We start from the raw sequence: 25,091 nt of genomic DNA, 5'->3' as shown, positions 1-25,091 counted from the left end.
AACGCAACTGTCAGAGCAACTCTAAACTTAAAGTATCGGCATAGTCATAGAGGTGTATATGATAAAAAAGCTCATATTGATCTTTTTATTGCTGGTTGGTGCTGGCTTTATGCTTTGGTTATACCAAGATGTTACAAATGAAGATCGTCACTTTGCTGTTCAAAACACAGCTAAATCTAAAGATAATTATCTACTTGATCTTAAAGGTCACATTTCTCAAGCCAAAAGACCGACTGAAGATTTTTCGTTCCCGATAGCCGTTGGTGCAATCGGTCCTTCAGAGAGCTTATACTCTGGCCCAAATCAGTATCCTTTTTACTGCATGTCACGAGACTCAAAGTTAGGCCAACCCGAAGTGGATAATCATGAAGCGCTCGGGGTTCCGGTTTATGAGAGCGGTAAAGTTATCGGCTACAGTAAAGATTGCGGCGTAAAAACACGCATAGATTATTATACATTGCACAAAAAAGAAGGCAGTTATATAGCATCAAGGATCACTGATGTCGAAATGGCGAAGCATATTAAATTACCACTATTTAGAGTAGAGCAAGGAACAATCAATCGCTTTATTTATACCTTGATCATGCCGATAAAAAATTCTGAGTTGGGCGATAGACTAGCTCAAAGCAAATGGAATCAGCGCCTTATTTATCAGTTTAATGGAGGGTCTGGCATTGGATTTAGGCAAGGTAGACAAAAAGCTTCTAGGGTTATGACGCGACAAGCACAGCAGTTGCTTGACGGATACGCAGTCATTAGTTCTAGCGGGAATAAAACCAGTTATACATATAATATGTTGTTAGCTGAAGACACCGCCCGACGTGTTAAAAAACAGTTCACGAGTTTATATGGCAAGCCCCTTTACACTGTTGGCGTGGGTGGTTCTGGTGGTGGATTAGCACAATACTTGATTGCGCAAAATAGTCGTGGAATTCTCGACGGACTAATCCCTTTATACAGTTATCCAGATATGATAACGCAAACGACCTATGCGTTAGATTGTGACTTGTTAAATAACTATTTTACATTCAGGGCTGCCGACAAAAGTGCATGGCGAGATTGGGAGAGGCGGCGACTTATTGAGGGGATGAATGCGATCAATGGTTTCCCTCAAAAAGGCGGTTTTTTACAGCCTATAAATCAGTTAATGTCAGGATTTGTGCCTAGTTTTCCAAAGGGAAGCAGTGAGTGCATTAATGGGTATTTTGGGCTATCAGCTTTTATTAATAACCCTCAGCAGGGATTTATCAGAGAGCACTATACAAAACATGTTGTTGATGAGACTAAATGGAGTTATTGGCAAGATATGTCGCATGTTTTCGGTATTGATGATAATGGTTTTGGTTTAAGCACTTGGGACAATGTAGGTGTCCAGTATGGACTCAATGCGCTTAAAGCTGAAAAAATAACACTTGATGAGTTTTTACACTTAAATGCTCATATTGGTGGTTGGAAGCCCCAGCAACAGATGCAACAAGAGGAAATTGTTTTACCATTTGGCCATAAATTACCTATTTGGCTTACTTTATGGGGGAACCACAATATCACTACTCCAGTTGATGAAGTTGCTCCAAGGCATGCAGGCTCGATTAAAGCAATGAATCAAGCCTACAAATCTGGGCAAGTGTTTATTGGTAATATTGACATTCCAGTGATAGATGCACGACATTATTTAGAAAATGAACTTGATATGCACCATATGTCGGCTTCTTTTTATAGTCGACTTCGCATTCAGGCAGCAAAAGGACATAGCAATAACCACGTTATATGGGTTGCACATAAAGATTTTGACCCGACGGAACAAGCATTTGAAATGATGGATATATGGCTGTCAAATCTAAAATCTGCACCAAATCAAAGCATCATCTCAGCTAAACCAGAAGCCTTACAAGATACATGTTTTAATAAAGACGGTAGTATTTATGGCGTTGGAGAAGACGTTTTTGATGGACAATGGAATAATGGCGAAGAGGGGATTTGTCAAAGTCGTTTCCCAATGTTTAGTACGAGTAGGATAGAAGCAGGGGGACGTTGGGACGGTGCAATGTTCAAGTGTCCGCTGATTTCTGTAAAAAAAGCAATAGAAAAAGGCATTTATGGGACAGTAAACATAGTTGACCATCTTGTAACTTTACAGCGTATTTTCCCTCAAGGGGTATGTGATTATGAAGGCAGAGATAAAGGACTACCCCATGACTACTTTACGAGTCAAAAAGATGGGGAGGTTTTAACTAATAATAAAAATTAAAACTCTCATAGTTGCAACTTTGTGATGGGTTGTTTATGTAATACTTAGTGCTTTTTGGTTGGTGTCCGCGATTTTTGGGCAAGGTGTATGTTGGTTTTATATTGTTCTTTTATTTTTGTATAGAATTTATAAGGTATTTTGATTTTTTTCTATTGCTATCAGAACAAATCCATTTTATATTCATATTGTTCCAATAAAGTGAACTAGATTTTTACCTGGACAGGGATGTTCTATTAATCTTTCTTAATTTTGCTTTACTTCTAATAGTTATTTACCAATCACATCGTTTTAAATTGTATTAAAGTGTTAACTCCTATTTTCGCATAGCCTAAATATCTATATGATAGATTGGACCATGGAATATAGGGACACTTATGAATTTTAAAATGCTTTCAGCAATTCCTTTTTCAATGCTTGCGCTAGCTGGGTGCTCAACTGAAACAACGGAATCTAGTAATGTTAAAACAGAAGCTATTTGGGCTGATATATATGTAACTTCGCAAGGTAAAGACAGTCGTGTTATTGCTGAGCTGAATGTAAGCTCTCGCAATGGAAATAACATTAAGCTATCAGACAAAGATAGGCTTCAAGCCAGAGCTTCTGGCGTCACTAAAGACTTAAAAATAGATGACAGCTTTTTAGATATAGACTACCGAGCAACTTTTAACATAGCTGACAAAGACACTGATTTTACGGTTACTTTCTCAAGATCTGAAACAAACGACGTTATCAATACAAACCTTACACTCCCAGCTCCTTTTACAATAATGACGCCACAAAAGAATCAGTCATTTTATAAGCAAGAAACCATCGATGTTAATTGGACTGCTGATGTCGCAACAGATACTCGGCTGGACGCTGTATTGAGCATAAAGTGTAAAAATAAAGAAGGAAACGAGCAAAGTATCGTTGAAAACTTTCATGATATAGAAGATGACGGAAACTTAAAAATGGACTTAGGTACGCTGGAGGGGCTAGAGCAAGACTCTCTAAATACAAAAAAAGCATGTCAGGGAAGTATATATATTGAAAGAATCAGATATAGTCCTGTACCGGCAGAGTATGTTGATGGGAGTCGTGCAAGAGCGATTCAAGAGCGCTATTCTGACGCCTTTGAGGTAAGACTATCTCGCTGATTATGACTTTATTGTCTAGGTGCTTTAAACATGGCGTAATAATGGTGGCTTTTATTTTCTTGGAATTAATCGGGTATAAAGCTGCCGTTGCCTATTATGGCCTACGTTTATAAATTTAGTTAATACGAGTCTTAGTATAAAAATTATAAAATCTTATATGATTTGATTACTTTAATTTTACTTTACCTTTAGATATAACATAGAGTTATACCTTCTTGAAGGAGAGACTGTAGAATAATTTGGTTACTTAAGGTTGAGGAATATAAATGAAGTAGGTGATATTAATTTTTTAATTAAAAATAAAAGTATATAAGGATGTAAATAGGCGTATTCATTAACTTTGAGCATGCCTTATTTTACTTGGTAGTCTATGGAAGTGACGCTTTAATGACATCAGCTTTTATAGATATGCGCATCCGATTCGCCTGTTAACTTAATTATTTCATACAGCTCTACACTTTGATTTATTACTTCAGCTGTTATTTTATTAAATTCAAGGTTGTTGCTTTTCTTTTTTTCATAGTTAGATATACCTTTGAATGATGGAAGTTTAGATAAAATAGTCAATGGCTTATTCGGTATTTACGCTGCGTCTTTCTCCATTTTTTGGCAAACTCAGGTTTTTATTTAACAGCAGAGAGAAACTTTTAACCTCTTGTTTTACGTGGTTTTTTTAGCAGATTTAGTTGGGGTAGTGTTATCTGTTATAGGCTGTGTGGCAACACTTAAGGGACTTGAATGTCATATCATTTGTAACCCCCTTGTATAGATATTTTTTGAAGTAAAGGGCATATCATAGAGCGCCATGCTTATTGTAGCTGTAATCTAACTTTGATTTTTTCTTTTGACTAAATGAGATGCTTTGACGCCTTTTTTGGATTGCTTAAATTACTCTTTGTACATTTATGCGGTAAACGGGAGGCAGACTTGTCTACACAATACACAATCCACAAGACAAAAGACAAAAGAAAAGTGAAAGGTAATTACAATTGAAGAATTGAGCTTGTTTGGTAACTTACAAGTGATATTGCAAGTGGTGATATGCAACAAAAACGATGAAAAAAAGTAAATTGACCAAATTGCTTTGGTTCCCATAAGCTACCTGCCAACACTAGAAAAGCCAAGCAGCGCGAATAACTATCTTTGAAGTTGGTTTGCAATTTAAAAACTCAGCTCTTTTCTTGTGAAAAGTAGGTTCTCTGCGACGCATTGAAAGGGCGTCAAAGCGATCTAGTATTTGTACTGAGGGGATGAGGAAAAAAGGAATTTAATATGAGCGATAAAGCTAAGCAGTTACCACTGTATGTGTATAAAAAGAAAGTTTTTTGGGCTGTCACTGTGATGCCATTTATTGGCGGACTATCCATTATATTTGGTATAGCGGGTTTGTTGAGTGGCGTTAATATACTTGGTTACCTGATCGTATTTGGAATAATATATAGTTTGAACTACACAGTGTATGTTAATCACAAGCCTGTAAAGCTCTTTTCAAATTTTGCAGAGCTTAAGTTGGTACCTCTTGGTGCTAGGGAGACGATTCAGTACAGTGATATTGAAGTGGTAAAAATAGAGCATAAACATATTGAAATTGCATACAGAAAGAAAAATGAACCTAAAATAGCCAGCATACCACTAGAGCTTTTTGACAATTCATGCCAGCAACACATGGTGGGTCATTTTGAAGGGCTCTTAAACAGGGAAAACGCATAGTTTAGATATTGGTGTCGGTTTAATGATTTTTCTAAAAATTATTGTTATTCAATTTTTTATGTGGCTTTGTTGCTTTTTGAGCAGGTGTTTTAGCTAATTTTTTTGACCTTTTACGTCTGTGTTTTTACCAGAGTATCTGTCATGTTGAGTGTTTTTAGGTCATTAAATTTTTATCAAAGAAGAAGTAGCTTATCAATCATCATTGTATTTTAGTATTGGCTTTTAGCTCTAATCTATCAGGCTAAGCTTTATGATTGCTCCACTGGACTTGAACCGTAATGTCCAAATTAGAAAATTCTATCTGTAATGTATGAACTAGCTCATGAGTAATTTTAGGATGAATTAACTTAAAACCTATGCTTACTTAGATTGAATACAGAAGTACTTGTATATAATTAACTAGACCTCCTCAGGTAACACTCATATCTTCCGCTTGTGTGCTTTTAGTGAAAAGGTGAAGGCATAACATGGTACAAAAGTAACCACTGAACGTAAATTATTGTTCACAATGCAAGACCATTTTAGGTAAACTCGCGGCTGAAATTTTGCGGAGGTAAATATGGAATTATCAGCATGGCTGAGTTTAGCGCTAATTTGTACATTGGGCGCAATGTCACCAGGACCAAGCTTGGCAGTAGTGCTCAAGCACAGTATGAATAGTGGCCCAGCTGCCGGAATATCTGCAAGTATTGCCCACGCCTTTGGTGTTGGTAGCTACGCAGCGCTTTCTGTACTTGGTCTCGCAAGCTTGATTGCACAGTTTCCGACCGTATATACACTACTGTTATATTTTGGTGCTGCATACTTGGCTTATCTCGGATTTAAAATATTGACTAGTAAGCCAACAGAGCCAAATGAGAGTGAAGTAATAGACAAAGCGACAACTGATTGGGTGTCTGCTGCGAGAGAAGGCTTCACCGTAGCGTTTGTAAATCCTAAAACTGCGATATTTTTTGTTGCACTTTTTTCACAGTTCATCGATCCAGAAACAATGACATTTACAATCGCCTTCTTGATGTGTTTTACGGTATTCATTATAGATGCGATATGGTTTGTATTTGTGTCAGTTGCGGCTTCATCAGCGACAAAGCGTTTTAACTTGGGTGCAAAGCAAGGGGTGATTTCTAAAGTCTTGGGTATCGCGTTTATGTTGTTGGCCCTGAGAGTGCTTTATCAGACCGTTTAACTTACAAACGTATTTGGCGGCAGGGAAATGCCGCCTTTACTGGGGGATTTTTGAGTTTAAATAATGGGTGAGTATGAGCAACTTTAACATAGGGTTTTCCCTCGTATGATGATTAAACTGTAGCGCGATATAGTCTTGATTACGTGCTATTGCACGCTCTACATAGACATGAATATGTAAGTTATCAGATAGCTCAAGGTATGCATGTTTTTTTGCGAAGTATTTCACATGTTCTTCACCACTCAAAGGGAATGAGGCAATACAGGCCCCTGACAATGATAGGCTTTGAACTGGACAAATAATTTTTGGATAGGCTAGAGAAAATGTCATTGAAGGAGATGGATAAAAACGCCAGCATCTCGGGCACTTACTAGTATCAACAATGTCTGGAAGTTTATTGATAAGCGTCAAAAGCGTTGTGATTTTATGCTCGTTTATATCATCGTGATATGCCTCTTCTCCCAATAAAATACTGTCAATATATGACTTCTTTGCGAAGTATTGATTGTGCGCTAAATAAAGCGCGAGTGGCTCCACTAACCATAACTGTTCTATGCTGTGTTTTTGCTGCACTAAACTGTCGTTTTCATCAAAGTGGCTTGTTTCTACTTCATGAAGTAGTTTGAGCTCTTCAGGTGTTAGTTTCATAGCAAGTAACCATACAATGCAATTACGAACAATTAAGCAAAATGCATACCCGTGATGCACAAAAAAGCGCGACACAGTTGGCCGCGCTTTCACTGGGATTAATTTACTTAACGTCGCATGCTGCCGCTAAATCTAGCATGATTATCTGGACTGTCATTATCCGCAGAATCAAGAGGATGTTCTAGCTTTATAACATCTACGTTCCAGCCATCATCAAGCATACTGGTTGGTGTTATCACGTATGCTTCTACCTGCAGACCTGTACTAGGGGTGACTGCCGTTAGATGAATTTGACCAAGTACGACTTTCCATGTGAACGAGCGTGTTTGTCCGTCACTGACAAAATCAACTGTACTATCTCCTTTAAAGTCAACGTAATGAGTGGTATCACCATTGATCAGAGCAAAACGTTCGTAATGGATTTTAAGACCATCAAAGTAGGGTTGCTCGCTATTTGATTTGGCGCGAACGACCGCACCAACTTCTTCCATATCTTTCCAATGAATGACGTCTGGTCCTGCCTGATACATAAAGAATGAAGCATCGTCGGTGTTAAGCTGATTAACTTCAAAAGTGAGCGTTGCTAAACCCGTATCGTTATTATAAACGTATGAGCCATAGTTGATCCCTGGGCCATCTGAGTTTGCGGGGTCGTACTCTGCTTCGAAAAACTTATTATCAGGTAAAAATACTGACACCCATACTCGACTGGTTGTGAGCGGATACTCTACAAAACCGCCTACTCGAGGGTTATTGTCATCCAGCAAGCGTTCAAAGGTGATTGGGGACTCGCCTTCAACCTCTAGCGTCATGGTGTTGCCATTTACGGTTGCTTTGTGTGCCAAGTTCTCATCAAATCCGTACACGCCATTGGTATCTACTACTTTACTGACAAATAAGTCACCAGTTGCTTCATCCCAGTTAAGATATCCAATTTCCAAACCAGCAAAGCCTTGCGGGTCATTGTCGGTTTTGAGTTCCATATGCACCCAAGTGCCATCTCTAATAATGATGACAAAGTCAGGGGAACTAGGTTGATACCAAGCACCGTCAATTGCATATTGCATTGGGGCTGGCGGCGTATATATATTTCTAGAAGCGACGTTATTGTCGAAATAAAGATTTCTGACTTCACCTAACTCACAGTTAGTGCCCTGCACATATGCACACACTTTAAGGTAATCTCTATCAAAATCTTGAATCTCTGTAACACCAACGGAGCCCATTTGATCTATTATGAGTTTTCCGTCTGAGATAGAGTAGTCAGCCGTATCCATGTTATTGGTCGTTACAGTCCTTTTCATACTGCCATCTTCATTTGTTTGAGTCGTAAAGTGGTTGGTTTGAACCTGCATGTCTTGTATGAAGTACATATAGCGATTATTCAACCAAGTATACTCAAATGTATCAGCAGTAGAGGCTGTCTTTTTAAACTGTTGTACATAGGAGCTGCTGGATATACTTGAGTTATCTGTAGGGTAGCTTTCTCTCACATACCAAGTATTACCACTTTGAGCAATTACCTCAAGCTGTCGGTTCCAGTTTAATGTGCACATATCAGCAGTAGCACCTTCGGGGCATTGATGTACTGGCGTGAAGTTTGTTGAAGTATTGTAGCTATATGATTTGATATTGAGTGTTCTGCCTGAATGCGACCATGTTTCTGTCGTTTTGAGTAAGAATCTGTAGGATGTGCCGTTAACATAGTTGTCCACAAAGTAACCGTGAGGTTCGGCGACACCTTGATACGATCTAAACCGACCTATGACATCATTATTTGTCAATGTTAAAGCTTGCTCAGGGACCATGAGTCCCGAACGTCTTCTGTAAAACTCGGTATCGGTTTTATCTGTGGTTGCCCAGAATTGATAACCAGAATCTAGGCTTTTTATTAGCCAGTATTTAAACGCCTTAGCTTCCATTAGGTCTGTTTTATCAAGTGTGAGTGTTAAGACGTTATCTGTTATTGACCAAGTGAGTGAACGAGATGTGTCGTCAGGCATTTGGGCACTGCCTGTACCATCTTGATTAAACGTTACCTTGCTTGCAAAGCTACCCGATACGGAATAGTAAAGCGCATTAATATACCATTCTCCGCTAAACTGGCTTTGGGTTGGGGTAATAGTTTGCGTTTTACCAATCATTGACAGCTCATCATTGCGACTCACGTCGCTATTAACTAGCATTTCATTCCCAGTACTGTCCATTGTGTACTCGTCACCGATGAATGTAATACTGATTGCTTTGGCAATCGGGTTTTCATCATAGATAGAAAAGGAACCGCTTTTGTATCGATACTGGCAATTATATTTATTGCCACTAGCATCTTTACATTCATAGGTTTTACCCATAATTCCGGATTCAAAAACTAAAGAGACTAAGCCATTTTCATTCTGTGACCAAGTCATGCCACCACTGGAGTAATCCGCAAAAGTCCCAGTATTGTCCTGATTAAAAGACGCTTCGAAAAAGAGATGTTCGAAGACATTTGTTGAACCAATTAAGTAGTCACCGACGATATCCGATTGGCCGCTATCCACTAAATCACTATCTTCTTTAATGCTATTTTTAGTACTCTCGATGAGCGCTGGGTTTTTGTCGTTAATGGTATCGGTGAGCTCGGTCACTGCTGTAGGTGTTGATACCAGCTCAAATGTTGAGTTAACCCCTTCAGGCAAACTAAAGGCATTATCGCCTTCACCATCGACCACAATCTTAATTAAAGCAGCGAGCGTGAGCTTTTCGTCGGCATCAATACCTACAAGGGCATTGTTAAGTGATGTTTCGCTTTGTGGAGTACCCGCTTCTCGAGTGATCAATGCATATTCAGAAGTCGTCACATTGGTGATGTTAACGCCAAAGTTGTCGTCTTTGTTTAGGACACCATCGTCGCCAGCTTGTGTTTCGATTGATGAAAAACTAGGGAGCTGAGAGTAAAACTCTACTTCAGATTGAGTGCTCCCGCCTTTTGCTCTGATCCTAACCAAGTCGTCAACCATGGATTCATCCACATCGAGCTGGTAATTATAGGTTCCTGTTTCGTCAGCGGATAATTCAAAACTCTGGTCGCCGACAAATATGGTGAGTGCAGCATTTGGGATTGGCTCGTCAGTGACTAAACCCGTGATGGTCACTGACTTTACTATTCTGGTGACGTTTAGATTAAAGTCCGCGCTTGTGGCTGCACTGTCATTATCAGTTACTGTGACTCGCAGTGTCATTGTTGAATCTTCTGAAATATCTGGTGTGGTAAATGTCACTACATTGGTTGTTGAGTTTGATAGTGTCGTCGAGGGACCAGAAACGATTTGCCATGAAAATGAATCAACAGTGCCATCGCTATCAGTTGCTTGCGCTGTGAGGGAGATTTCTTGCTTTTCTTGAATAGAGTTTTCACCACTGATAGTAACGGATGGCGCGGCGTTTTGTGGTGTACTAGGAGTTGATGGTGTAGAAGGTGTCGATGGTGAACCACTATCAGAACCTCCTCCTCCACAGCCAGCAATACTAACACCTAGCACCCAAGTTAGTATGAGGTGCATCCTTTTACTTGAATAAAACATGGTTTTTTCCTCCGCAACACACGATACAAACTGTGCAGGTTTTGAGAATATTTATTGGGTTCAGTAAGCATAGTAAACGTGCGGCATTCGTACAGGTTATTTCGTGAACTGGCGCTAAAAATGATGCTGTTTGCGGACAGGGACATTGGATCATGCTATCGGGGCACAGCTTAAGTATCATCGACATTGACAACCTGCATAGTTGTGTGATTTAAATTGACTGTCAGAGCTTACTTGATAAGTTTTAAATTCAACATGTTATGTTGCTAATTAGCAAAACATATTAAATAAAAATATGAAATATAAACAGGAATTTTAATGTTGTACCCAGCGCCCATAAAACCCGGCAACAGAATTGCCATTACTGCTTTTTCTTCAGGTGTACCTAAAGCATGCCATGCTCGATTAGATATTGTGTTAAATGATTTATCTAAACGCGGGTTCCACGTAGTAGAGGGGCAATGTTTGCGTGACAATCAACTACATGTGAGTGCATCTACAGAGCTGCGCGTGGCAGAGCTTATGGCGTTTCTACTTGATGACAGTGTTGATGTGATTATGGCGCCATGGGGAGGGGAGGTGGCGATGGAGCTGTTACCGCTTTTAGATTGGCAGAAGTTAGAGAAAGCCCGACCAAAATGGTTACTAGGGTTTTCTGATATTAGCACGGTATTGAGTGCTGTCAGCTCTAAGCTTGGCTGGGCAACTTGTCACTGTACGAACTTGATGCAGCTAGCTTTGAATCAGACTGATGATTTAACTGCAAATGTATTTACCCATTTGGCAACCTCAATTGGTTCAGAGTTTAAACAGAGTGCCGCAACACATTATGAGCCTCAGCATGCGGATTATAGTAAACACCCTAATGCCGCATTTAATTTAACAGAGCCGAGCTGTTGGAAAGTACTCAATACAAATTGTCTTAACGCCTCTACTCTTGAGTTTTCAGGACGTTTAGTTGGCGGGTGTTTAGATACACATATGGTGTTATATGGCACAGACTATTTTGCACCCTATAACCGGTTGATAAATGAATTTGAGCCGGCGATTTATTACTTCGAAAATGGCGAACTTACCCCAACACAGTATTTTCGTGCATTGCAAAGTTTAAAACTCAAAGGTGCATTCAAATATGCCGCTGGCATTTTAATTGGGCGTAATATTGCAGCAGAGGGTAAACGGGGCGAAGGCTATGATGATCTCATGGCTTTAAAACAAGCGCTAGGAGACCTTGAAATACCGGTTTTATATGATGTCGATATTAGTCATCAAGCACCTAATTTAACTATTATTAATGGTGCAATGGCCAAAGTTAAGTTCATTAAAGGTATCGGGGAGATAACTCAAAAGCTTATTTAATTATCACGCTTAAAAGGTAATACTTAAAATTTAACACTGAGCTTTTAGTTTTAATGCGCATATTAGTTATATATCTCAAATGTGCGCCTTTCACCTCATGCCTTTTTAATTTCTCATTTTTAAAAGATAAAATAATCGAAATTTTATATTTCTGAGATTTTGGATGGCCTGTTCAAAAAAAATACTGTCGATTGTTTTATTTCTATTCATTTCTTTTAATACTTTAGCGCAAGAAAGCGAGCAAAGTGTTGTGCTATTTTCTCTTGATGGCTTTCGTTGGGATTATATTGAAAAGCATGATGCAAAAAACATTGCGATGATAGCTAACAGCGGTGTAAGGGCCAGCCATATGCGCCCCGTTTATCCGACGAAAACATTTCCCAATCATATTTCAATCGTCACAGGTTTATTGCCCTCACATCATGGCATTATCGATAACTATTTCTGCGATAAGCGTCGTCAAGAATGTTACAAAATGGGCCAAGGTACCAAAGATAGTACTTGGCTAAGTGGTATACCACTTTGGAATTTAGCCGAGATGCAGGGAGTCAAAGCTGCAACGTATTTTTGGCCAGAATCTGAGGCGCGTTTTAACGGCAGGACACCCAGTTATTATATGCGTTACGCCAAAAAAGGTAACTATCAAAAGCGTATAGACCAAATTATTGATTGGCTCAAGCTTGAAAAGTCGCAAAGACCAAGATTTGTGGCTGGATACTTCTCACTGGTTGATGATATGGGACATGACTTTGGCCCTGATGCAGCAGAGACTTACCAAGCTGTGCAAGAGGTTGATAAGCTAATAGGGCAGTTGTGGAGTAGGCTTAAATCTGAAGTGGATCATGACGTGAATCTGGTGCTGGTATCTGATCATGGTATGGTGTCTGTTGACCCCGAAAAAACCATTATTTTAGATAAGCTTGGATTCGATTTAGAACACTTTTATGTTAAAAATGGCGGCACTCGTACACACCTATACAAAAAGCCAAATTCTGAGGTAGATATTGCGGGCTTAAAGTTATCGTTGAGTGAGCAAAGTAAAGGGCGTTTTGAAGTGCTAAATAATACGGTTTTGGCGTCAAGGGGTGTCAAAATTGATGATACAACCGCAGACATCATCATTGAAGCCTTTCCACCGTATGCATTTGGCACCCATGAGAAAATAGATTATGTTGGCGCGCACGGATATCCTTACTCAAAAGATTTGGCCGCGACCTTTGTTGCAATCGGACCTGCGTTTAAACAAGGGTATAAACTCCCTGAAGTCAATAATTTAGATATTTACCCCACCGTTGCCAGTATTTTAGGATTGAAATTGATGTCAAAGGTGGATGGGGATGGAAAAACATTAGTGTCAGCACTGAAATAAGCGTTTTCTTTACCGTCAACGTATATAACACGTCGATAATTTATATGCGTGGAGTGGGTTTTTGTAACATGAGTATTACACTCTAAAACCATAATTAGATTATCGTCCGTTAGATTAGTGAGTTTGTCGCAATTTCTGCGTTAGACAAACTCATTCAGTGTATCTTGTTTAAAAACAATTATCATTTGAGGTGTAAAATGCGTTGTATGCCTGCGTTTGTATCCGTTGTTGCTATGTCCGTATTTGCGGTGTGGTCAACACCAACTTGGAGCGCACCAGTAGAAGTCGCGGTTTTTCAAGCCAAGGATCTTCAATATAAAAATAAATTAGCGTTGAGTGGTACTGTTGAGGCCTCCCAAAATGCAACCCTTGCTAGCCTAGAAGCAGGCGTTGTGAATGAATTAATGGTGGAAGTGGGTGATGTAGTTAAGCGTGGTCAGGCGTTACTGCGACTTGATCCAACTTTAGCGAAACTCGAGTTGGAACAAAGTGAAGCGTCTGTATCGGCTGCAGATGTTGCATTATTGGAGGCAAAACGACAGCTAGAAGAAGTAGAATCGCTGTCTAAAAAGCAGTTTGTTGCGCCAACCTTATTGGCTGAGCGGCGTGCTAGTGTGGCTGCCGCCAAAGCTGAGCTTGCAAAAACGAAAGCAAACTTGGCTGTTAACAAAGAGACATTGAGAAGACAGACGCTATTCGCGCCATTTGAGGGTGTAGTGATGAAGCGTAATGTGGATTTAGGTGAGTGGGTAACTACTCAGTCACATACTTTTACGTTGGTTTCTGCAGAGGATTTAAGGCTCAACGTCGCTGTGCCGCAAGAGTACATCAGCGCTTTTTCAAACAATCAAATTCAATCGCTTAATATTATTCCTGACCACGATCAAAGTAAGCTTGTTAAAGGCCAAGTTCAGGCGGTTGTCCCTGTGATCAATGCGGGGACTCGCAGCTTTGTAGTACATATAGCGGTGCCACAGCAAGCTGGATTTGTCGCTGGTATGTCTGCGCAAGCTGAATTCGAATTACCAAGTACCGGCACTCAGGCTGTTTGGGTGCCAAAGTCGGCGCTTAAATATCATCCGGATGGTGCACTGAGTGTATTTGTTGATAATCAAGGTAGGGCGCAAAGACATACGGTAAGACTATTAGAGCAGCGTGGTGAGCAAGTGCTGATCTCTGCTGTATCAGGAAATAGCAGTGTATTAACCTCTCCCATTATTACAACAGCTGTGCAGCTGCTTAAAAATGGCAGTGAAATCTCTGTGAATAAGGGTTAGTCGATATGATTGAAAGCGCCGTAAAGCGTGGCACACTGGTTGCCGTCATCTCTTTAATCATATGTATTCTGGGTTTGGTAACTGCGCTGAAAATTCCCGTACAGATGATCCCTGATCTAGAAGTTCGAACCATTACAGTTCAGACTGGCTGGCCTGGTGCGACACCTCAGGATGTTGAAAAAGAAATCCTTGTGGAGCAGGAGCGATATTTACGTAGTTTGTCTAACTTAAAGCGTATGGTGTCATATTCGCAAATGGGGTCGGCGAGAATACAGCTAGAATTTCCATTTGGTGTTGATGTTAACGATGCGCTCATTAGAGTCAACAATGCCTTGAGTCAGGTACCTGGTTATCCTGAAAACGTGGATCAACCTAGGCTTTATTCTAGTTCGTTCTCTTCTAATGCATTCATGCATTTTGTACTTAAACCTCAGACAGGTAATCCACTTGATCTTGACGTAGATATGTTGCGTGACTTTGCAGAAGACTTTGTCAGGCCGCGAATGGAGAGTGTTCAAGGCGTCTCAGAAGTTGGCGTTGGTGGGGGAGCAGCAAGACAAATTCAAATCAACGTTGACCCGAGCCGATTAGCACAGCGCGGATTGAGTGTGACTGATTTACGAAGTGCAATACGTGCACGAAACCGCGATGCTTCGGCGGGCGACATTGAAAGCGGTCCGAGCCGATATTTGTTGCGTATGGTGGGTCGATTTGAGCAGCTCAATGAACTGGAAGATTTGATCATCTCAGAGCAAGGCGGGATCACCACAAAGCTCAAGGATGTAGCCGTTATTTCGCTAGACCACTTTGAACTTCGTGGTATTTCATATTCTGACGGTGAGCGGACGCTTAGGTTATCTGTACGTCGTGAAAGCGGCTCAAATGTGATTGATATCAAACAGCAGATGCTACCTGTGATTGAGCAAATTAATCAGGAGCTGTTGGCACAAAATGGTCTAGAGCTTATCTTGATGAGTGACGATGTCCAATACGTTGAAAGCTCACTAAAAAATGTGTGGACTAACTTAGCTTTGGGTGCGTTGCTAGCAACCTTAGTGATGTTTTTATTCCTACGTTCTGGGCGGGCAACTTTGGTCGGTGTGATTGGTATTCCTATTTGTACCGTTGCAGCATTTCTTGGTTTAACACTGTTCGATCGCACTATCAATGTGATCTCATTGGCTGGTGTGGCATTTGCAATTGGTATGACGGTAGATAATACCATTGTTGTGCTTGAAGCCATTGTACAAGCGAATAAACGCGGTACCAGTAAGTTACACGCAGCCATCAAAGGGGTGAAGGAAGTTTGGCCTGCGGTATTGGCGTCCACGGCGACGACTGTCTTGGTGTTTGCACCGATTTTATTTGTTGAGCAAGAAGCTGGGCAGCTTTACTCAGACATTGCCATAGCGGTGTCTTCTGCGATTATCGCTTCAATGTTGGTGGCTATTTTCATTGTTCCGACGACACTTGCTAATTTACCTAATCGCAAAGAAGAAGTGAAAACGGTTACCTTGTCAAAGCGTTGGCTGGCCTTGGTGTCTTTTTGTGTTGCATCCAAAGCGCGCGCAACAGGTATTACCGTAGGCTTCGTTGTTATCATTTTAGGTGCGGCTTATGCCTTGATGCCAGCAGCTGAATATTTACCGGAAGGTGAAGAGCCAAAAGCGTTTTCCATGATGATTGCACCGCCAAGTTACAACCTATCTGAAATGAAAGAGATAGGTGATGAGTTGAGAGTGTATTTTAACGGTCATATCAACGCGCCGAGTGACGCATTTGATAACGGCGAAACGGACATGCCGCCATTGGCATATTATTCTATGTCTGTGTCAATTGGCCGTATTTGGTTTTTAAGTGCACCGACCGATCCTGATAATATCCAAGCGATGATGGATGCCATTACTGCTAAATTTAGAAGCTATGACAATATGCGTGCGTTCTCGGCAAGAGGCTCAATTATCTCGAGTAATGATGGTGGCACACGAGCAGTTGCGGTCGATATCGCGGGCAGTAATTTGACCGACTTATATCGTGCAGCCGAGGCTGTTTACGAGCAGGCTCAAGCTACGTTTGATAATCCTCAAATTAATTCAGATCCACGGGCGCTAAGCTTGGATCAGCCTTTGATTGAGATTAAACCGAAATGGCAGAGATTGGCTGAGCTAGGTATAAGCCCCAATGAATTTGGCTACACGATTTCATCACTCAGTGATGGTGCTTATGTTGATGAGTTTATTTTGAATGATGACAAAATAGATATGTTTATCTTTAGCCATCAAAAAGAACAGCAGACCATTGAGCAATTAGCGACGTCTCCCATTGTGACCCCATCGGGTGATGTGTTGCCTTTGAGCGCGTTAGCTGATTTGGTTGAGAGTAAAAACAGTGATAGTTTGCGTCGAGTAGACGGCAAAAGAACCGTGACTGTTTATATTATTCCGCCAAGAGATGTGGCATTGGAAACCGCTGAAGAAATAGTCCGAACCGAGTTACTGCCTGCGTTATGGCAGCAAGGCAAAATCGCTCAGGGAACTAAGTTATCTATCAGCGGTGCAGCTGATCAGTTAGAAGCCACTCAAGCATCGCTATCGAGTAACTTTGTTGTTGCGCTGGTACTGAGCTACTTGCTGCTGGTGGCTATTTTCACACACTGGCGCTACCCGTTGTTTATTCTGGCTACCGTACCACTGGGCATGGCTGGTGGCTTACTAGGCTTGATCTCGGTTAACGGCGTCAATGCGTTATTAGCTAACTTTGGTATGACGCCATTCCATCAACCTTTTGACATGATCACCATGCTGGGTTTCTTGATCTTATTGGGTACAGTGGTGAACAACCCAATCTTAATTGTTGATCAAACCCGTAAGTTGATTGTTGACCAAGGGATGGAGGTTGTCATGGCAGTTAAACAAGCCGTAGCGACGCGATTAAAGCCAATTTTGATGTCGACAGCGACCACATTATTTGGTCTTGCGCCACTGGTCTTTATTCCTGGCGATGGCACAGAGTTATATCGCGGTGTAGGTATCATTGTACTGTGCGGTATCGTGTTCTCGATGTTGCTTAGTTTAACCTTCTTACCAGCCCTGTTGGTCAGTGTGCTAAGTAATAAGCGGACAAGGTAGTGATAAAAAGGAGCTTCGGCTCCTTTTTTAATGCGAAAACACTTTTCTAGTTTTGCTAATTGTTTCCATCCTTGGCCTCAGGTTGCTTTACTGCTTCAAGATAGCGACTTTCAATAAATTTGTTTTCCTTGGTTAGGTGCTTAATTTTTTGCTTGGCTTGTTGTAATTCCGTTTCGAGAGCTTTGGTATCTGTGTCACCTGACGGCTCTGGTAAATCAACAGAGAGTTGATCAATGAGTTGGTTTTGCTCTGCTATTTGTCGTTCATATTGTTGAACTAAAGCTTGAATTTCTTGCTCATTTGGTGATTGTTCACTGATTTGTACAGACTTTATTTGTGTTTTTAATTGCTCTATTTCCTTTTGTAAATCGGTGTTCTCTTGTTTTAGGCTACCTACTGATTGAAACTGATCTTCTAATTTCGTTTTTGCATATTTGAGCTTTTTACCGCTAATGTCTAAATCTCCTTTGAGTCGTTTAATCAGCTTTTGAGAACGGGATAGTTTTTTATTGAGCTCGTTTATAGAGGCCTGCTCTTCTTTGGTGATATGGTCTGCAGTGGATGCGCGGATCTGGGCCAGCTGGTTTTCAAGATTTGCTTGTACGTGAAGAAGTTCGGTGATGGTTTGCTCATGTTGGTTGTTAAATTGTGTTGCTCGCTCTACTGAGTCTTTGCATAAGGCCACCACCTCATTTGACTCTGGACTGTTTGTTTGACTATTCGTGAACACGCCTGCGAATTTTCTAAACTCTCTTAATATCAATAACAGAATATAAAACCATGCCGCTAAAATAAGCAGGCCGAAATTTAAGGCAATATATTGGTAAACTTCTATCGGCAACATGTCAGCTTTTCATCGCATCATTGATTATCAATAGGATAAGTTTAGTTTTACTGCAAAATTCTGCCTATACTGAATATGAAAATTTAATATTGAGGTAAAAGTGAAAGTTCTGATAGTGGATGATAGCCATGCAACATGTGAAATTATCAGGCGTGCACTTCAACAGTTTACGTATCGCAAGTTATTTATTTCTTGTTCAAATAGTGTTGATGATGCACTTGAGCGCATAGAGTTATGGCAACCTCAGATAATAATAACAGATTGGCATATGCCTGATAAATCGGGTATTGAGTTGCTACAGGTTGTTGGCACAACACATCCTGAGATCCCTGTTGGCATGGTATCTACGGTCGATGAAGAAGAGCAAATCAATTACGCTAAGTCTATGGGCTGTGCCTTCTTTTTATCTAAGCCCTTCGCTGACAGCGAGCTTAGAAAAACTATCATGCCGCTGGTCAAAGATTTAGAAGCCAAAGAATTGATGGTCGAGCAAGAGGTACCAATCAAAGAGGGACTGGCATTACCAAAAACAGATTTCTTAGAGCGCTTAATGCAAAAGAACATCAGTGAATCACTTACGCTCAAGCCTATTCGCGCGCAATCACTGGATGAAAGTAAATTACCTTGTGTTATGGTGGTTTATGCGGAGAGAGGGAGCCAAAAGGTTCGAGTTATCTGCGTATTGGATGTTTACGCGACTTGTGTGTTGGCTAGTAGCATAGAAGTGATCCCAGAAGATGAGGCGCAAAGAGCCATTCATATGAATCAAATAAACGCGCATATCATGACCGCGTGCAAAGAGGCGCTTGGTAAAACAGCGTACGCATTTTTAGACAATCAAAGCAAAATGAGCTTGTTTGTCAGAAGCTGTAAGTGTGTTTATACCCATCATCCGAAACTAGAGTTACTTTATAAATACCCACTTGATAGCCGAATTGACTTAAGTTGTGAGAGAGAAGGAATGGCACAAGGTAAAATGCTTATTGTCGGTGTTTAGATCACCTTAAGCTATAGAAGTTAGACATTCTCTGCGCTTGCCACAGCCGCTTTTCTATACTTCGCAGGCGTGGTGTCGGTGAATTTTTTAAAAGCAATATAAAAAGTAGACTGGTTATTATACCCACATAGCGCTGATACTTGCTTTAGGCTCATTTTTTTGTGCTCGGTTAGTAAGCTTTTTGCCAGCTGTATCCTGTGATGATTGATGTATGAGGTAAATGAGACACCTAAGTTATCGTTCAAGATTTGTGATAGCTGCGGTACGGAGATATTAAGCTTATCAGCCACTTGAGATAATGACAGGTTAGGACATTTGTATAGCTCATCTTCAACCATGAGTTTTTCTAAAGCTTTTAATACAGGACTTGCCTTTACTTGAGAAATCTTTTTACTGGCATATTTTGTGGGCTTGGAATTATGAAGTTTAGAAATAAGTAAGGTGATACTTAAATATAGTGGCAGCAGAAAGCACAGGATGCCTATAGTATATGAGGTATAACTTGTAAATACATCAGCGAGCCAAAGGCCAATAGATGTGCATAAGATTACAATTGGAAATTGTGTATGCTTCGTTTTAAACAGCTCAAGGTCGTTATTTACGATAGTAGGGTATATGGATATCAATGAGGCTATTAAATAGGCAAACCAGCAATAAATAATAACAGTCGATATGTGTATATTCCAAAGAGCTGAATAATGCTCATACGGCCACAGTATGCCGACTATGATAGCGAGGCTTGTGGGCGGTATTAAATGCGTTTTCCAATTAAGGTTTTTAGCTGTTTTTTGCTTAAAAGATTGTTTTATATATAGTAATAATATAGGTCCAGATAGAAAATTTGACGTTAATCCCAGCTGTAAATAGGTTTTGCTTGCTTCGGGGTAAAAGAAAAAACATATGGATTTACTTATCCTTATGAATATCAAAAAAATAAAAAGAGATAACAATTTGTAAGCGCGATTGGAAGATTTATTAATAAAAAAATAGATACTCAAAACGAGCGCATTCAATGCACCTGCGACACTTATAAAAAGCCAAAAATAAGCTGAATCTAAAACCATGAGACTCTCTACTACATATTTTCTTTTATTTTAGGGGGAGGAGAGGGGAGTTTTCAATTGCAAAACTTGCATAAGAGTAGGGGTTGATTTTGAGATTTTAGGCGTTCAATTATTTATAAACTATTAATCTCTCATAATATAAATTACGGGGAGAATGAAAAGGTTTTTATTAACTTGCTAATATACAAGGATATATGATGTGAATTGCAATCAAATTCACATCATATAAACGTACTTTAATAAATTTATTGCGTTACTTTTCTTGCTCTAAATTGACGACCTTTCATTTTCCCTTCTGAAATAATCTTCAAGGCCTTATTGGCTAGCTTGCGCTCTACGGCTACGTAAGAAGTGATTGCTGTGACTTTGATTTTACCAATTTGCGAGCCTTGGATTGATTTATCTGAGGTCAGCGCACCTAAAATATCACCAGGGCGCAACTTGGATTTTTTACCGCCATCAATTTGTAGTGTGACCATAGGGGCTCTGGCAATTTGATTACCGAACACATCGTCATTGGGTAGTGGAGTAGGGTCAATGGTTTGCCCTAGATAGTCTTCCAATGCATTGACTTTATGAGACTCTTTATAGCTCATAACTGAGCATGCTACGCCAGTGTTACCTGCGCGACCAGTACGGCCAACACGGTGAACATGTACTTCAGGATCATGCGCGATATGATAGTTTAAAACCATATCGACATGATCAACATCAATGCCTCTAGCGGCAACATCCGTTGCGACTAAAATCGTTAAGCTTTTATTGGCAAATCGAACAAGTGTGCGATCTCTGTCTTTTTGGTCTAAATCGCCATGCAGCGCCGCGCTATCAAAGCCAAGTTGTTTGAGGTTATCACATACAGATTGACATTCAGCTTTGGTGTTACAGAAAACAACCGCCGATGTGGGTTGAAACTTTAAGAGCAGTTTTTGTGTTGCAACAAGCCTTGCTTCGTTATCTGGTACTTCATAGAAAAACTGTTCAATTGAGCTATGGTCATGCGTTGCTTCAACGGTTACCTTTTCAGCATTATTCATAATATGCTTTGCAAGTTGCTCAATGCGTGGTGGATAGGTCGCGCTAAATAGCAGGTTTTGTCTATTGTTTGGGCAATGATCAAGAATACATTGAATCGCATCTTCAAAACCCATCTCTAGCATTCTATCTGCTTCATCCAATACAAATGTATTCACTTCATCCAGTGATAATCGGCCTTTACGTAAATGCTCTTCAATTCGACCTGGTGTACCGACCACGATATGAGCACCGTGTTCTAAAGAACCAATTTGAGGCCCCATAGGTGCGCCACCACATAATGCTAAAACCTTGATATTGTGAATCGCCCTTGCAAGCTTGCGTATTTCAACGGCAACCTGATCTGCCAACTCTCTAGTTGGGCAAACGACCAGTGCTTGTACGCGAAAGCGTTTAACGTTGAGGTTATGTAACAAGCCTAAAGAAAACGCAGCTGTTTTACCCGAGCCTGTTTTCCCCTGACCAATCAGGTCTTTACCTGCTAAGATTTTGGGTAATGTTTGGGCTTGTATGTCTGTCATGGCAGTGTAGCCAAGAGAGTTAAGGTTATCTAATAGGGCGTTTGAAAGTGGCAAACTAGTAAAAAGCGACTGAGACAAAGCAGGAATCATCTATTGTGGAATAAAAGCGAATTATAACACGTGCACTTGGCTGTGAGTATCTTTAGCGGAGTTGGCAGGATTAATTTGTTCTGTTCACGCTTATTTGACTGGGTTGGTTTACTCGCCGAACCATATTTGCAATGCCATATGCTGGCTTATAAAGCGACTGAATGGACTTATTTTGACAAGCCTTTTCGGTTGCTCAATAAACTAGTTTAGGGTGCCAGCCTGCTGTTAATACTTGCTATGAAGTTGGTTGGGTCGTCTACTCCAATGAACAGGTTTTTAATGGTTCCTTTAGGCTTATTGAGTATTATTTCTATATTAGGTACGCCAGAATAGTTAAAACGCTTAAGGTCTTTTGCGCGCGTGATAGGTTGATTGTTCTGCTTAATGTCCAAGATGTTATTAAGTGGTATGACAATGGGATTATATAAACCATACCTAACTATCAAAGTATCATTAGTCAAAGAGATTGGCCTTTTCGCTATGGCCCGATACTCGGCGATAAAGAACACTAAACTGAAGAGAGTCAGTAAGCTAACAATATTTGCAGCCATCGGAGACCAGATAAAGTGCAGTAGTAAGTGCACAATGGGAATTTCAATTGCAATTAAAATAATAAACCCTAGCAGGTTGCTGTGAGTTCCATCTTTTTGGTGATAACTAAAGTGAACATTGCCTTGATAGGTTTTTGAGTGAATACGTTTTGGCACGAGTGCAAATGTCCACATACGTATTTCAAAGCAGAAAAACTGCGCGAATTTGCCAGAGCCAAGATAACGCGAGACGGACTTCGCTATCGATACATCAGGGTCTTGCCCTGTTTTTAGTGCGATGTTTATCGCCCAGTAAACACTAAATACCGCAACAAGCTCAAAAAGCAGAACAATGGCAAGCACCAAATATCTGCCTTGTTCTAAATATGGCCACAGTACTTTATGTTCATCTGGAATAATGTAACTACCAATTAGTACTGCTAAGCAAATTAATATAAGGGCTTTGAGAAGCGCCTCTTTTTTATCTTTTACACATATAAAACAAATAACCGGTATCGCAATCAATACATCAATGAGAAATAACCACTCCCATCTTTGCTTACCGTAATCATTCCACATGTTTTGTGTATTGAAATAGAGGAACCATAAAGAGGACATGGCAATTAAAAAAATGAATGGCAATTTTGAGTTGGTCGATAAATTCATCATTACATTCGATAAGGGTATTTTTATAATTCTTTTTAAGGAGAGTCTATCAGTACCTCTTAAACAAACAAAATATAAAATAAAAGCAAGGGCGTTAATTTCTCAAATGACTTGCATATTGTAGTAATACATAATTATGAATTTACTTGAATTGCATCATTTCGTTTATCAGTATTAATAATTTAATTTTTTAGAATTATTTGTTTTTATAGGTTAATTTGTCATGAAAAAACTTCAATTAAAAGTGATTTTATATAGGTAAAAGGTATTGAAATGATCATTAAATGGGCAGATAATGCTGCTACTCTTTAGTCTTACTATATAAAACAGACTTACGAGTATAGGACGAACATTAAAAGGAAGATAAATGAAAAACTTACTGATCATAATTTTTACCACATTTATTCTAGCTGCATGTAGCAGCACACAAAGCGGAAAAGACTTTGACATGGAAGTAGTTAAGTCGTTTAAAAAAGGTGAAACGACTCAAGAAGATGTAAGAAAGGCCATAGGTGACCCAAGTGGCATGGACGACTTGGTTGATGGTGAAACGGCATGGCAATATTATTTCCATGAAAACAAAAGCAGTGGATTAAACTATGTTCCTGTTGCTGGCGCTTATGCCGGTGGTTCAAAGGGCACTAGTAAACATGTAACTATCCGCTTTGGTAAAGATGGTATCATGAGTGGTATGTCATTTAGAGAAATTGAAAGCGGTTCGTCACGCTTTTAAAAATTGAAAATGATATGCAGCGCCGTTTGATTGTAGATCATTCGGCGTTTTTGGCGATAACTAGTTACCAATTTTATTAAACTTGATGGCAAGTAATTGGCGGATTATTAAATTTATTTTTTATAAAATATTTAGCTTCTCTTACTTAGTTAACAGGTATCCACAAACTCCTTTCTTTGAATTCTATCGATTTTATGTATTTCGTATCTAGTGTTTTTCTATGTAGTGCTTGAAGTCTTTTAAATGTTCTAAGCTGATATGTGTTTATTCTATATAAACAAGGAGCTTAGTATCAGTTTTATGGTCTTTAAGCGAAGGCTTATTGTTATGATATGGCTTGCTTACTAGATCGAGCCATCAAAATTTAAAATGCTCATTGCAACAGTTGTATGCTGTATTTTAAGTCATGAGCTAATAGTGAAGTTAGTCTTTTTACAGGCTTAAACGCTGTAATAGTAGGAAAAATACCGGGGGTGCGTCAAAAATTGGCTAATTAATGACGCATTCAACTCTTTATTAGGCTACTGCCTCACCTTCATTTGCCAATTTCGGGTTAAGGCCATATTGGTTTTCACTTTCTTCACCCTCTAAGATGAAAAAGACAAATAATGCCAAGGTACCAATTATTGGTATAAAGGCAATCAGCATCCACCAGCCTGATCTTCCAGTGTCATGCAAACGTCTAACGCTTAGTGCGAGGGTAGGTACAAAAATAGCTAATGCATAGATAATGCCTAAGAAAGATGTGCCAAGTAACCCATCAATAAAGCCTAATATAACAGAGACAATTATGTTGAACAAAAAGAACATCCAGTATTCTTTTCTTCTCGCTCTTCCTTCAAATACCGCATAGTTTTTTAAGACGGATATATACCATTCCATTTTTGGTTCCTTTATTAATTGTAATTTCCTAGTTTGGGAGTCCGATTGCCTTTGGTGCTGTAATGTCCGTTATCAGCAGTTTGTACTTAGATACAAAATAGCTAT

At 39.8% G+C, this 25,091-nt stretch carries 17 protein-coding genes; 10 read left to right on the top strand and 7 right to left on the bottom strand.

The window, feature by feature from the left end:
* Positions 1 to 58 precede the first annotated feature (58 nt).
* From AC2CZC_RS26000 to AC2CZC_RS25985, 4 genes are all read left to right on the top strand, one after another.
* A complete protein-coding gene (locus AC2CZC_RS26000; RefSeq protein ID WP_484585244.1) occupies positions 59 to 2,248 on the top strand; it encodes a DUF6351 family protein in 2,190 nt (729 codons plus the stop codon).
* Between the two features lie 374 nt (positions 2,249 to 2,622).
* Positions 2,623 to 3,384, top strand: coding sequence for a hypothetical protein (locus AC2CZC_RS25995; protein ID WP_484585243.1), 762 nt, complete (start codon positions 2,623 to 2,625; stop codon positions 3,382 to 3,384).
* A 1,272-nt stretch (positions 3,385 to 4,656) separates the two neighbouring features.
* Positions 4,657 to 5,094, top strand: a complete 438-nt coding sequence (locus AC2CZC_RS25990; RefSeq protein ID WP_484585242.1) for a hypothetical protein — start codon at positions 4,657 to 4,659, stop codon at positions 5,092 to 5,094.
* A gap of 559 nt (positions 5,095 to 5,653) precedes the next feature.
* Positions 5,654 to 6,280: a LysE family translocator gene (locus AC2CZC_RS25985; RefSeq protein ID WP_484585241.1), complete on the top strand. Its 627-nt coding sequence runs from the start codon at positions 5,654 to 5,656 to the stop codon at positions 6,278 to 6,280.
* A 36-nt stretch (positions 6,281 to 6,316) separates the two neighbouring features.
* Here AC2CZC_RS25985 and AC2CZC_RS25980 read toward each other — a convergent pair whose 3' ends face one another.
* Both AC2CZC_RS25980 and AC2CZC_RS25975 read right to left on the bottom strand, forming a co-directional pair.
* Positions 6,317 to 6,928 carry a hypothetical protein gene (locus AC2CZC_RS25980; protein WP_484585240.1) on the bottom strand — a complete coding sequence of 204 codons (612 nt, stop codon included), beginning with the start codon at positions 6,926 to 6,928 and terminating at the stop codon, positions 6,317 to 6,319.
* 107 nt (positions 6,929 to 7,035) lie between these two features.
* Positions 7,036 to 10,491, bottom strand: a complete 3,456-nt coding sequence (locus tag AC2CZC_RS25975) for a PKD domain-containing protein (RefSeq protein WP_484585239.1) — start codon at positions 10,489 to 10,491, stop codon at positions 7,036 to 7,038.
* Between the two features lie 318 nt (positions 10,492 to 10,809).
* On the opposite strand from AC2CZC_RS25975, the gene AC2CZC_RS25970 reads away from it, so the two are divergent.
* The 4 genes from AC2CZC_RS25970 to AC2CZC_RS25955 all read left to right on the top strand — a co-directional run bounded on the left by AC2CZC_RS25970 (position 10,810) and on the right by AC2CZC_RS25955 (position 17,624).
* Positions 10,810 to 11,850 (top strand): S66 family peptidase, encoded by a 1,041-nt coding sequence (locus AC2CZC_RS25970; protein ID WP_484585238.1) that lies wholly within the window; start codon positions 10,810 to 10,812, stop codon positions 11,848 to 11,850.
* Between the two features lie 163 nt (positions 11,851 to 12,013).
* Positions 12,014 to 13,219, top strand: a complete 1,206-nt coding sequence (locus tag AC2CZC_RS25965) for an alkaline phosphatase family protein (RefSeq protein ID WP_484585237.1) — start codon at positions 12,014 to 12,016, stop codon at positions 13,217 to 13,219.
* Positions 13,220 to 13,416: 197 nt separating this feature from the next.
* On the top strand, positions 13,417 to 14,496 hold the full coding sequence (locus AC2CZC_RS25960) for an efflux RND transporter periplasmic adaptor subunit (RefSeq protein ID WP_484585236.1): 1,080 nt from the start codon (positions 13,417 to 13,419) through the stop codon (positions 14,494 to 14,496).
* A gap of 5 nt (positions 14,497 to 14,501) precedes the next feature.
* Positions 14,502 to 17,624: an efflux RND transporter permease subunit gene (locus AC2CZC_RS25955; protein ID WP_484585235.1), complete on the top strand. Its 3,123-nt coding sequence runs from the start codon at positions 14,502 to 14,504 to the stop codon at positions 17,622 to 17,624.
* Positions 17,625 to 17,679: 55 nt separating this feature from the next.
* Here AC2CZC_RS25955 and AC2CZC_RS25950 read toward each other — a convergent pair whose 3' ends face one another.
* Entirely contained in the window at positions 17,680 to 18,468 is a 789-nt protein-coding gene (locus AC2CZC_RS25950) for a zinc ribbon domain-containing protein (RefSeq protein WP_484585234.1), read from the bottom strand.
* Positions 18,469 to 18,568: 100 nt separating this feature from the next.
* Between AC2CZC_RS25950 and AC2CZC_RS25945 the strand changes: the two genes are divergently transcribed.
* Positions 18,569 to 19,465 (top strand): response regulator, encoded by an 897-nt coding sequence (locus tag AC2CZC_RS25945; RefSeq protein ID WP_484585233.1) that lies wholly within the window; start codon positions 18,569 to 18,571, stop codon positions 19,463 to 19,465.
* Between the two features lie 20 nt (positions 19,466 to 19,485).
* On the opposite strand, the gene AC2CZC_RS25940 is transcribed toward AC2CZC_RS25945, so the two are convergent.
* The 3 genes from AC2CZC_RS25940 to AC2CZC_RS25930 form a co-directional block, all read right to left on the bottom strand.
* Positions 19,486 to 20,529 carry an AraC family transcriptional regulator gene (locus tag AC2CZC_RS25940; RefSeq protein WP_484585232.1) on the bottom strand — a complete coding sequence of 348 codons (1,044 nt, stop codon included), beginning with the start codon at positions 20,527 to 20,529 and terminating at the stop codon, positions 19,486 to 19,488.
* 245 nt (positions 20,530 to 20,774) lie between these two features.
* Positions 20,775 to 22,163 (bottom strand): ATP-dependent RNA helicase DbpA, encoded by a 1,389-nt coding sequence (gene dbpA, locus AC2CZC_RS25935; RefSeq protein ID WP_484585231.1) that lies wholly within the window; start codon positions 22,161 to 22,163, stop codon positions 20,775 to 20,777.
* A gap of 218 nt (positions 22,164 to 22,381) precedes the next feature.
* Positions 22,382 to 23,374 carry a hypothetical protein gene (locus AC2CZC_RS25930; protein ID WP_484585230.1) on the bottom strand — a complete coding sequence of 331 codons (993 nt, stop codon included), beginning with the start codon at positions 23,372 to 23,374 and terminating at the stop codon, positions 22,382 to 22,384.
* Positions 23,375 to 23,738: 364 nt separating this feature from the next.
* On the opposite strand from AC2CZC_RS25930, the gene bamE reads away from it, so the two are divergent.
* Positions 23,739 to 24,104: an outer membrane protein assembly factor BamE domain-containing protein gene (gene bamE, locus AC2CZC_RS25925; RefSeq protein ID WP_063362697.1), complete on the top strand. Its 366-nt coding sequence runs from the start codon at positions 23,739 to 23,741 to the stop codon at positions 24,102 to 24,104.
* Between the two features lie 516 nt (positions 24,105 to 24,620).
* Here the strand turns inward: bamE and AC2CZC_RS25920 are convergent.
* Entirely contained in the window at positions 24,621 to 24,986 is a 366-nt protein-coding gene (locus AC2CZC_RS25920) for a DUF805 domain-containing protein (protein ID WP_484585229.1), read from the bottom strand.
* Positions 24,987 to 25,091 lie beyond the last annotated feature (105 nt).

It is taken from the genome of Pseudoalteromonas sp. MMG033, from assembly GCF_057197785.1.
Note: the sequence above shows the minus strand (reverse complement) of the source record. Positions and strands in the feature narration are given on the sequence as shown.

What these genes read in the sequence shown, in the direction of transcription:
- AC2CZC_RS25965 (WP_484585237.1), top strand. Translation starts at nt 12,014, where the DNA reads ATGGCCTGTTCAAAAAAAATACTGTCGATTGTTTTATTTCTATTCATT.
- AC2CZC_RS25980 (WP_484585240.1), bottom strand. Translation starts at nt 6,928, where the DNA reads ATGAAACTAACACCTGAAGAGCTCAAACTACTTCATGAAGTAGAAACA.
- AC2CZC_RS25950 (WP_484585234.1), bottom strand. Translation starts at nt 18,468, where the DNA reads ATGTTGCCGATAGAAGTTTACCAATATATTGCCTTAAATTTCGGCCTG.
- AC2CZC_RS25970 (WP_484585238.1), top strand. Translation starts at nt 10,810, where the DNA reads ATGTTGTACCCAGCGCCCATAAAACCCGGCAACAGAATTGCCATTACT.
- AC2CZC_RS25975 (WP_484585239.1), bottom strand. Translation starts at nt 10,491, where the DNA reads ATGTTTTATTCAAGTAAAAGGATGCACCTCATACTAACTTGGGTGCTA.
- AC2CZC_RS25955 (WP_484585235.1), top strand. Translation starts at nt 14,502, where the DNA reads ATGATTGAAAGCGCCGTAAAGCGTGGCACACTGGTTGCCGTCATCTCT.
- AC2CZC_RS25930 (WP_484585230.1), bottom strand. Translation starts at nt 23,374, where the DNA reads ATGATGAATTTATCGACCAACTCAAAATTGCCATTCATTTTTTTAATT.
- AC2CZC_RS25960 (WP_484585236.1), top strand. Translation starts at nt 13,417, where the DNA reads ATGCGTTGTATGCCTGCGTTTGTATCCGTTGTTGCTATGTCCGTATTT.
- AC2CZC_RS25995 (WP_484585243.1), top strand. Translation starts at nt 2,623, where the DNA reads ATGAATTTTAAAATGCTTTCAGCAATTCCTTTTTCAATGCTTGCGCTA.
- AC2CZC_RS25940 (WP_484585232.1), bottom strand. Translation starts at nt 20,529, where the DNA reads ATGGTTTTAGATTCAGCTTATTTTTGGCTTTTTATAAGTGTCGCAGGT.
- AC2CZC_RS25990 (WP_484585242.1), top strand. Translation starts at nt 4,657, where the DNA reads ATGAGCGATAAAGCTAAGCAGTTACCACTGTATGTGTATAAAAAGAAA.
- AC2CZC_RS25985 (WP_484585241.1), top strand. Translation starts at nt 5,654, where the DNA reads ATGGAATTATCAGCATGGCTGAGTTTAGCGCTAATTTGTACATTGGGC.
- bamE (WP_063362697.1), top strand. Translation starts at nt 23,739, where the DNA reads ATGAAAAACTTACTGATCATAATTTTTACCACATTTATTCTAGCTGCA.
- AC2CZC_RS26000 (WP_484585244.1), top strand. Translation starts at nt 59, where the DNA reads ATGATAAAAAAGCTCATATTGATCTTTTTATTGCTGGTTGGTGCTGGC.
- AC2CZC_RS25920 (WP_484585229.1), bottom strand. Translation starts at nt 24,986, where the DNA reads ATGGAATGGTATATATCCGTCTTAAAAAACTATGCGGTATTTGAAGGA.